The sequence below is a fragment of the Humidesulfovibrio sp. genome, assembly GCF_035560995.1.
Taxonomy (GTDB): domain Bacteria; phylum Desulfobacterota; class Desulfovibrionia; order Desulfovibrionales; family Desulfovibrionaceae; genus Humidesulfovibrio.
In genome coordinates, this window is record NZ_DATMYK010000146.1 from 1 (window position 1) to 9,892 (window position 9,892).

A 9,892-nucleotide genomic window follows, 5' to 3' on the forward strand; every position below is an offset into this window, starting at 1 on the left:
GATGCCCACCAGCGCCACGGAAAGGCCCTTGACCTGGAAGGGGTCCACCAGGCCTGCCACGCGCAAAAGCCCCTGGCTGATGAGGTTTTTCATGCGCGCGCGGATGGTGGGCGCGGTGACGTTCAGGGTCTCCGCCAGCTCGGCCGAGGAAGCCTGCCCGTCCTCGGCCAGGGCGGCCACGAGCTTCCTGTCCGCGATGTCGAGAACTTTCTTCATTCGGGGATTTCCTCGCCGATATTTTTCCGTTTTGAAAATTGGTGAAGCAAAAATATTCCAAAAACAAAATATCTGTCAAGAAAATGCTGCTGTTTTTCCCGCTTCGCAGCGCGGATTTTTCCCGGCCGGGCCGGGCGCTTGTCCCGCGTCGGCGCGCCTCTCTTGTGGGCAGCGCGCGCTTGGTGTAAGGAGAGCGGGGAACCACCCGCCCGCCAACGACTGTTCGCCAGTAATTCGAGGAGGCTGCCCGTGTCGCCGGAAGAACGCTTGCTCTCCGTGGCCGAAATCGCCCGCAGGCTCGGTGTGCCCGAGTCCACGGTGCATTACTGGAAGAACCGCTTCGCCCAGCACCTGCCCAGCAGCGGGGCCGGAAGGCAAAAGCGCTTCCGGCCGGAGGCCGTGGAGGTCTTCCGCATCATCGCCGAGATGTTCAGCCTGGGCCACAGCGCCCAGGACGTCATGGAGGCCTTGGGCAAGAACTTTCCCCTCACCGCCAGCCTTGAGGGCGACCACTTCGCCACCGGATCTTTCCGGGAGGGCGCCGACGCTCCCTTCAGCCACAAGCACCCGCGCGAGTCCGAATCCCAATTGGCCGACACCGCCGTGCGCATGGCCGCGGCCATAGCCAAGGAGATGGGCGCGGAGATCGCGCGCAGCATCGGCGAAGGCCTGCGCCAGCACCTGTCTGGGGTGGCCGGCGCGGCCCTGGGCCCCGGCGAAGCGCGCGAGGCATTGCCCTCCGGGCTGGACGCCGAGGAACTGTCGGCCATCAAGAACGTGGTGGAGGAAACCTGCGGCAGGCTGGACGCCAACGCCGACGAGGTGGCGCGCATGGCCTCGGAGAACGCCGAGCTCAAGGCCAAGCTCACCGTGCTGGAGTCGGAACTCATCCGCCTGCGCAAGGACCGCCGCGAGATGGAGAAGTACCTTCTTGACAAGATCAAGGCCGTGACTACTTAAGCTCCCAAGACGGGAGAGCCACACCTCTACGTCTTCACGGGGCTTTCTCCCGTGGTTACCGGCCCGAATCCTCCACATGCCCAGCCAAGGCCCCGCCACCCGCGGGGCCTTGTGCCATGGGGCTTGCGCCCCGCGCGGAAGGCTTCGGCCACAGTCGACAGAAAGCCACACGCCCATACGACCCTAGAATTCAAGGAGACGCGAACCATGTCCGCACAGGCCACCTACGAGTTCAAAGCCGAAATCAAGCAACTGCTCGATATCCTCGTCCACTCCCTGTACACCGAGCGCGAAATCTTCGTGCGCGAGCTGGTCTCCAACGCCTCGGACGCGCTGGACAAGCTGCGCATCACCGCCGCCGACTCCGAGTCTGACGACGCGCCGCTTGAGATCCGCATCGAGGCGGACAAGGACAAGAAGCTCCTCACCATCAGCGACAACGGCATCGGCATGACCGAGGCCGAGCTGGTGGAGAACATCGGCACCATCGCCCATTCGGGCTCGGCCAGCTTCCTGAAGGCCATGAAGGACGCGGGCACCAACGCCGACGGCATCATCGGCCGCTTTGGCGTGGGCTTCTACTCCGTGTATATGGTGGCGGGCAGCGTGAAGATCACCACCAAGAGCCACCGCGAAGGCGCCACCCCGGTGGAGTGGATCTCCGACGGCCAGGGCGCGTACACCATCCGCGAGCTGGCGGGCGAGGAGGCCGAAGCCGTTGGGCGCGGCACCAAAATTGAGATCAGCCTGAAGGACGACCTGGCCGAGCAGTTCACCGACGCGGAAGGCCTGCGCCACATCATCCGCAAGCACTCGAACTTCATCAGCTTCCCCATCCTGGTCAACGGCGAGCGCGCCAACACCGTGCCCGCCCTGTGGCGCGAGCCCAAGTTCCAGATCACCAAGGAGCAGTACAAGGAGTTCTACTCCTTCCTGACCTACGACCTGGACGAGCCCATGGACACCCTGCACGTCTCCGTCGACGCGCCCGTGCAGTTCAACGCCCTGTGCTTCATCCCGGAGAAGAGCAAGGACTTCATGGGCTTCGACCGCGAGGACTGGGGCCTGGACCTCTACGTGCGCCGGGTGCTCATCCAGCGCCAGAACAAGGACCTGATCCCGCAGTACCTCATGTTCGCGCGCGGCGTGGTCGACACCGAAGACCTGCCGCTGAACATCAGCCGCGAGACCCTGCAGGACAATCGCCTGATCCGCAAAATCAACACCACCCTGACCAAGCAGATCCTGTCCCAGCTGACCAAGATGGCCGAGGACAAGGACAAGTACGCCAAGTTCTGGCGCGAGCACGCCCGCGTGTTCAAGGCCGGGTACATGGACTTCGGCAACCGCGAAACCTTCGCCGGGCTGCTGCGCTTCAATTCCAGCGCCTGCGAAACCGCCGACGAGCTTATGAGCTTTGAAGACTACATGGCCCGCGCCAAGCCGGACCAGAAGAAGATCTACTTCGCCTTCGGCCCCAGCCGCGAGGCCCTCAAGCTGAACCCGCACCTGGAGCTGTTCCGCAAGAAGGGCGTGGAGGTGCTGTACCTCTTCGAGCCCATCGACGAGTTCGTCATGGACGCCCTGCACACCTACAAGGACTTCGCCCTGACCCCGGCCGAGCTGGCCAAGCCCGAAGACCTGGCCGCGTTGCCGGACGTTGAGGCCGCCGCACCGGAAGACGCCGTGCCCGCCCCGGCAAAGGACGCCCTGGAGGCCCTGCTGGTGCGCTTCAAGGCCGTGCTGGGCGAAGGCGTGGCCGACGTGCGCGCCACCACGCGCTTGACCGGCAGCCCCTGCTGTCTGGTGAACCCCGACGGGCACACCACCTCCAGCATGGACAAGATCATGCGCTCCATGAACCACGACAATTCCGTGCCCAAGAAGGTCATGGAGCTGAACCCCACGCATCCGCTCATCCGCAACCTGGCCGACCTGAACCAGGCCGACGTGAACGATCCCTTCGTGGAGCAGGCCGCGCGCCAGCTGTTCGAGTCCGCCCTGCTGCTGGAAGGCTATTTGACCGACCCCCACGCCCTGGTGGGACGCGTGCAGGACCTGCTGGCCAAGGCCAGCGGCTGGTATGTGAAGGCGAAGTAAGGGAAAAGAGAATAGAAGAGAATATGCTCCGCAGGCCGGGGGGTACAAGACCCCCCGGGCCCCCCTTTGGCGGGTCGCAGCCTGGACCAGGCAAGCCCGGTCCAGGCTGCGACCCGCAGATGTTTCCAATGAGAGCCGAAGGAGGCGACATGTCCGAGGGAAAAGAGATTACGCTGCTGGCCGAGATGACTCTGAACGCGCCCGTGGACGAGACCGTGCTGGGAGCGTTGCAGCTGCTGATGACGGCGGTGCGGCAGGAGCCCGGCTGCGTGGAGTACGCCGCCCATGTGCACGCGTCCGACCAGCGCCGCATCGTCTTTTACGAGCGCTGGGCCAGCCAGAAGGCCCTGGACGTCCACGGCGCAGCCCCGGCTTTGGCCGCCTGGCGCGCCACCGTTGGCCACCGGCTGGCGGGCGATCCCAAGCTGACCTTCTGGACGCGCCTGGGCTAGCGCCGCCTGCTTCCCCCAGCCCTACCCGCAACGACAAATGGCCTGGGACGCGTGGAACGCGTCCCAGGCCATTTGTCGTTGCCATGCGGGTCCAGGGGGTGCATACCCCCTGGCGGGGTCCAAGGGGCGGCGCCCCTTGCTTCGCTTCTCCACTCTCCCCATTCCCCACCTGCAAACTCCGAATATTCCCGCCCTCGCAGATATTGCATACTGCAGCCGGGCTGCTTATGTTAGGCACTGTCGTCAAACCCATGCAGGAGCCCTGTCCATGAGCACGCTGTTCTCCCCCCTGTCCCTTGGTCCCCTGACCCTCCAGAACCGCATCGTCATCGCCCCCATGTGCCAGTATTCGGCCCACGACGGCCTGGCGCAGGACTGGCACCTGATGCACTACGGCACCCTGGCCTTGTCCGGCGCGGGGTTGTTGATTCTGGAGGCCACGGCCGTGGAGTCCTGCGGACGCATCAGCGCCGCGGACCTGGGCCTGTGGGACGACGCCTCCGAGGCGGCGCTGGGCCGGGTGCTCGCGGCCATCCGCCTGCATTCGCCCATGCCTGTTTCGGTGCAGCTGGCCCATGCGGGCCGAAAGGCCTCCTGCGCGCTGCCCTGGAAGGGCGGGCAGTTCATTCCGCCCGGCGGCGGCGGCTGGCAGCCCTGCGCACCCTCGCCCCGGCCGTACACCCCGGGCGACCCGGCCCCGCAGGCCCTGGACGCGGCGGGCGTGGCAAGGGTGCGCGAGGCCTTCGTGGATTCGGCCCGGCGCGCGGCGCGGCTGGGTTTCGACGCCGTGGAGCTGCATGCGGCCCACGGCTACCTGCTGCACCAGTTCCTTTCGCCGCTGACGAACCAGCGCGCCGACGAGTACGGCGGCAGTTTGGAAAACCGCATGCGGCTGACCCTGGAGATTTTTGCGGCCATGCGCGCGGAGCTGCCTGCGGGCATGGCGCTCGGCGTGCGCATTTCCGCCACGGACTGGGTGGCGGGCGGCTGGGACCAGGCCCAGAGCGTGGAGCTGGCCAAGCGCTTGAAGGAACTCGGCGCGGCGTACATCCACGTGTCGTCGGGCGGGCTTGCGCCGGAGCAGAAGATCACCCTCGGCCCCGGCTACCAGTTGCCTTTTTCCGAGGCCGTGCGGAAGGAATCCGGGCTCACCACCATCGCGGTGGGGCTCATCACGGAGGCGAAGCAGGCCGAGGCCATCGTGGCCTCCGGCCAGGCCGACGCCGTGGCCCTGGGGCGGGCCATGCTGTACAACCCCCGCTGGCCCTGGCATGCGGCGGCGGAGCTGGGTGCGCAGGTGGACTGCCCGCCGCAGTACCTGCGTTGCCAGCCCCACGGCTTGAAGGAGCTGTTGCGCCTGGGCGGACGCCGGTAAGCCGGGCGAGGGTCTCGCCACAGTTTTCAACGCAGGCGCAGGCTCTGCGCCCTTTCGAATGAGTAGCCGCAGGGGTTGCCAAAGGGCTTGGCAGCGCTTATCTTTACGGGAATGCGCGGAGCATCCGCGCTCACCCCTCGTCAGCATTCCTTCAAGGAGGATACTGTAATGGCTCAATATCCCAGCTATCCCGGAACCCGCACCATCGGCCGGGCGGACACAGTCAACGCGTTCATGCGCGGCGTGTACGGCTGGATGTCCCTTGGTCTGCTGCTTACCGCGGGCGTGGCCTGGTTCACCGCCGCAAGCCCGCTCGGCATGGCCATCCTGCAGAGCCCGGTGCTGCTCATCGGTCTGGTCATCGCCCAGTTCGGCCTGGTCATCGGCCTTTCCGCCGCCATCCATAAAATGTCCGGCACCACGGCCAGCTTGATGTTCGCGGGCTACAGCGCCCTCACCGGCCTCACCCTGTCGTCCATCTTCTACGTGTACAGCGGGGCCAGCATCTTCCAGGCCTTCGTGGTCACGGCGGGCATGTTCGGCGCCACCAGCGTGTACGGCATGGTCACCAAGCGCGACCTCACCGGCATGGGCAGCTTCATGTTCATGGGCCTCATCGGCATCGTCATCGCCTCGGTGGTGAACATGTTCATGCAGAGCTCGGCCATGAGCTTCGGCATCTCGGTCATCGGCGTCATCGTGTTCACCGGCCTGGCCGCCTACGACACCCAGAAGCTCAAGTACATGGGCGAGGCCATGCCCATGGACGACGGAACGGCCGTGCGCCGCGGCACCATCCTGGGCGCGCTGACCCTGTACCTGGACTTCCTGAACCTCTTCCTCATGCTGCTGCGCCTCTTCGGCTCCAGCCGCGACTAGCCCAACCGCACGCGGGGCCGCCTTCTCCAGCAGGAGGCGGCCCAGCTTCCTCCCCATGGACATAGCCGAACTGCAACGCCGCCTGAGGCCCGCCCTGATCCCTATGGGCGCGCTCTACGGGCAGGCGCTGCGCTTGCGCCGCTGGACCTTTGAGTCCGGCCGGCTTTCCCAGTGGCGGCCCAATTGTCCCGTGGTCAGCGTAGGCAACATCGGCTGGGGCGGCAGCGGCAAAACGCCGCTCTGCGGGCATATCCTGCGCTGGGCGGGCAAGCGGGAGGAGCACGCCATCGTGCTCACGCGCGGGTACGGGGCCAAGCCCCACCGCCTGCCGCTTCTGGTCACCCGCACGGAAAACCCGGCCAGCTGCGGTGACGAACCCCTGCTCTTGGCGCGCTCGCACCCCCTGGCCCGCGTGGTGGTCGATCCCAGACGCAGCCGCTCCGGCCCGTGGGCCTACGAGCGCTTCGACCCGGACTTCGTTCTTTTGGACGACGGCTTCCAGCACCTGCCTGTGGCGCGCGATATCGACCTTGTGCTTTTGACCCCCACCGACCTGGGCGCGGGCTGGAACCGCGTGTGCCCGGCGGGCACCTGGCGCGAGGGCGAGGCCGCCCTGTCCCGTGCCTCGGCCTTCTGCATCAAGACCCCGCCGCCCGGCGGCCCGGACCAGGACAACGGTCCGACCGGACTTGCGGACGCCATCCGCCGCAGGCTGGAGGGTTTCGGCAAGCCGGTGTTCACCTTTTTCCTCAAGCCCAAGGGCCTCATGCGCGTGGACGGCACCGTGCGCGCGGCCGACCTGGGCGGCGAGGACTACGTGCTGGCCACGGGCATAGCCGACCCCGCCCAGGCCGCCAAAACGGCGGAAATGCTGCTGGGCCGCGCACCCGCGGCCGTGCTGCCCTTTGCCGACCACCACGCCTTCTCCTCCCAGGACCTGCTGCGCATCCAGACGGCGGCCAGCGCCTCCGGCGGGCACGTGGTGGTGACGGCCAAGGACGCCGTGAAGCTGGCCAAACTGCCCGGAGCCGAAGGCTTCTGGGTGCTGCGCACCGAACTTGCGTTCGGGCCGGACTTTTTCGCCCCGGCCCCCTTCGACGACTGGTTCGCCGCACGCTTCGACGAACTGGCCGCGCATTACCGGCCCCTCGCCGCCCGGGAGCATATCTAGTATTGTTCCTTGTCCCCCCGCGCCGGAACGAGTTTCCAGGCCGCGCGTCAACCTTCCGAATTTCCTTCCAACCAGCGCGCATCCGCGCAACGAGAATCACATGAGCAAGAAAAACCGCAATGCCAGCGCTCCGCCGCTGCCCACCGACCACAGAACCCTGCTGAAGATCATGCGCGACTCCAAGCGCCCCCTGTCCCCGGACGACATTCTGCCCATGCTGGGCCTGCACCGCCGCAAGAAGGGCGATGTGGACGACATGCTGAAGGACCTGGTGGCCCAGGGCAAGCTCATCCAGCTCGGCCGGGCCTACGCCCCCATGGAGCGCGTCAACCTCATCACCGGCAAGGTGCAGATGCAGCGCTCCGGCGTGGCCTTCCTCATCCCCGACGACCCCCGGCGCAAGGACGTGTTCCTGGGCCAGGATACCGCCGGGGCCTGGCACGGCGACAAGGTGGCCGTGGCCATCACCAGGGAGAACGCCCGCAAGAACCACGAGGGCCGCGTGGTGCGCATCATCGAGCGCGGCAAACGCGTGCTCACCGTGCGCGTCATGCGCTCCGCCGGGCCGGGCAGCTTCCTGTGCCGCCCCACGGACCCGCGCATGGACTTCGCCGTGCTCACCCACGGCACCGACGCGGCCTTGGGCCTGAAGAACGGCGACATCGCCATCGTCGCCCCGGGCGAGCAGGTGGACTCCGCCGTATGGGAGGGCGTGGTGCTCTCCCGCCTGGGACCGGAGAACGAGGCCAAGGTGCAGGAGGCGCTGGTCAAAACCAACCACGGCGTGCCCACCAGCTTCCCCAAGGCCGCCCTGGAAGAAGCCGCTAAGCTGCCTTCCATCCCGGCCGAGGCCGACTTCAAGGGCCGCGAGGACCTGCGCAAACTTCCCTTCGTCACCATCGATGGGCCCACGGCGCGGGACTTTGACGACGCCATTTTCGTGGAGCGCAAGGGCAAGGGCTACCGCCTCTGGGTGGCCATCGCCGATGTGGCCCACTACGTGCCGCTGGGCTCCAGCCTGGATCTGGAAGCCTACGAGCGCGGCAACTCCTACTACTTCCCGGCCTCGGTGGAGCCCATGTTCCCCCATGCCCTGTCAAACGGGCTGTGCAGCCTGAACCCGAACGTGCCGCGCCTGGCCGTGGCCGCGCGCCTGGACATGAGCGAGACCGGCATGCCCGGCGAGGTGCGCGTCATGAACGCGGTCATCAAGAGCCATGCCCGGCTGACCTATGACCGCGCCCGCGACGTGTGCGTGGACAAAGCGCCTTCGGCGCGGACAGAACTTGCCGCCGAGGCTGGCGAAAACGTCGTGGCCATGCTGGACCTGGCCGAGGCCCTGGCCCGGCAGATGCGCGAGCGGCGCATCGAGCGCGGCAGCTTGGACTTCGACCTGCCCGAGGGCGAGGTGCGCTTCGACGCCGAGGGCAACCCGGTGGAGGTGGTCCCGCGCGAGCGCCACTTCGCCCACCAGCTCATCGAGGAGTTCATGATCGCCGCCAACGAGGCCGTCTCCGAATACTTGCAGGCCCACGCGCTGCCCTGCCTGTACCGCGTGCACGCCGAGCCCGACCGCGAGAAGCTGGAGACGCTCTATACGCTGCTTTCCCGCCTGGACGGCGAGGCCGCTCCCAAACGCGCCCGCGCGGGCAAGTTCTCTGAGGAGGACTTCTCCCCGGAAGGCATCGCCAAACTGCTGCACTCCGTGGCCGGCACCGAACGCGAGTTCCTGGTGCACCGCATGGTGCTGCGCGCCATGAAGCAGGCGCGCTACCAGCCGGAGAACGAGGGCCACTTCGGCCTGGCCAGCGAGTCTTACGCACACTTCACCTCGCCCATCCGCCGCTACGCGGACCTCATCGTGCACCGGCTGGTGAAGCGCGCCCTGGGCGACCAGCACATGCCCGTGCCCGGCTTCAAAAAACTGGCCGAAATGGGCCAGCACCTCTCCGGGCGCGAGCGCGTGAGCCAGGAGGCCGAGCGTGAGTGCCACAAGCGCTACGCCTGCATGGTCCTGCGCGGGCAGGAAGGCCGCATGTTCAAGGCCATCGTCAGCTCCCTCACCGACTACGGCTTCTGGGTGGAGCTGCCCGAGGTCATGGCCGAGGGCTTCATCCGCCTGTCCACCATGCTCGACGACTACTACGGCTACCTGCGCGAGCGCGAGATGCTCCTGGGCGAGCGCACCGGCCGCGTCATCCGCGCGGGCCAGGCCGTGCAGGCCAAGCTCATCGGCGTGCACCTGGACCGTCTGGAGATCGATCTCGAACTGGCCACGGACTCCGCCGCCGCGAACGAGCAGGGCGCAGTCCCCGCCCGCGCGGACAAGCGCGAACGCCGGGCCCTCGAAGATTCCCGCCGCAACGACCGCGCGCGCGACCAGCGCCGGGGCGCGGGCAAGGCCAGAACCGGAGCGGGCGGCAAGGGTGGAGGCAGGCCCGGAGGAAAGACGGCAGGCAAGGCGGGCCAGAAACCGGCCGGCCAGAAATCAGGCGGCAGAAAGAAGGGTGAGGTGCGCGGCACGCGTCGCGAGGGCTAGCCAGAGAGGAGAAGCAAGGGGCGCCGCCCCTTGGACCCCGGCAGGGGGGTATGCACCCCCTGGACCCGCAAGGCATTGAAAAGGGCCTGGGCCGTGTTCCCACACGGTCCAGGCCCTTTTCAATGCGGGATGGGCAGGGGCTTGGCCGGAACCGCCCCAAAGGCAAGGGCCGGGAACGCGTCTTCGCGTTCCCGGCCCTT

8 protein-coding genes are annotated in these 9,892 nt (G+C 67.2%); 7 read left to right on the forward strand and 1 reads right to left on the reverse strand.

Features of this window, described 5'->3' with window-relative positions; genetic code table 11:
- Window positions 1-216, reverse strand: a 216-nt coding sequence (locus VN419_RS05795) for an Lrp/AsnC family transcriptional regulator (RefSeq protein ID WP_325645394.1), incomplete at its 3' end; no start/stop codon positions are given.
- Between the two features lie 249 nt (window positions 217-465).
- Between VN419_RS05795 and VN419_RS05800 the strand changes: the two genes are divergently transcribed.
- The 7 genes from VN419_RS05800 (at window position 466) to rnr (ending at window position 9,692) form a co-directional block, all read left to right on the forward strand.
- Window positions 466-1,176 carry a MerR family transcriptional regulator gene (locus VN419_RS05800; protein WP_325645396.1) on the forward strand — a complete coding sequence of 237 codons (711 nt, stop codon included), beginning with the start codon at window positions 466-468 and terminating at the stop codon, window positions 1,174-1,176.
- 207 nt (window positions 1,177-1,383) lie between these two features.
- Entirely contained in the window at window positions 1,384-3,276 is a 1,893-nt protein-coding gene (gene htpG / locus VN419_RS05805; RefSeq protein WP_325645398.1) for a molecular chaperone HtpG, read from the forward strand.
- Window positions 3,277-3,425: 149 nt separating this feature from the next.
- A complete protein-coding gene (locus VN419_RS05810; protein WP_325645400.1) occupies window positions 3,426-3,728 on the forward strand; it encodes a putative quinol monooxygenase in 303 nt (100 codons plus the stop codon).
- A gap of 268 nt (window positions 3,729-3,996) precedes the next feature.
- A complete protein-coding gene (locus tag VN419_RS05815; RefSeq protein ID WP_325645402.1) occupies window positions 3,997-5,103 on the forward strand; it encodes an NADH:flavin oxidoreductase/NADH oxidase in 1,107 nt (368 codons plus the stop codon).
- 168 nt (window positions 5,104-5,271) lie between these two features.
- Entirely contained in the window at window positions 5,272-5,982 is a 711-nt protein-coding gene (locus VN419_RS05820) for a Bax inhibitor-1/YccA family protein (RefSeq protein WP_325645407.1), read from the forward strand.
- 55 nt (window positions 5,983-6,037) lie between these two features.
- The gene (gene lpxK / locus VN419_RS05825; RefSeq protein ID WP_325645409.1) at window positions 6,038-7,153 is read left to right on the forward strand and encodes a tetraacyldisaccharide 4'-kinase; all 1,116 of its coding nucleotides are present in this window, start codon (window positions 6,038-6,040) and stop codon (window positions 7,151-7,153) included.
- A gap of 100 nt (window positions 7,154-7,253) precedes the next feature.
- Complete coding sequence (gene rnr / locus VN419_RS05830; protein ID WP_325645411.1) at window positions 7,254-9,692, forward strand: ribonuclease R; 2,439 nt, start codon at window positions 7,254-7,256, stop codon at window positions 9,690-9,692.
- Window positions 9,693-9,892: the final 200 nt, after the last annotated feature.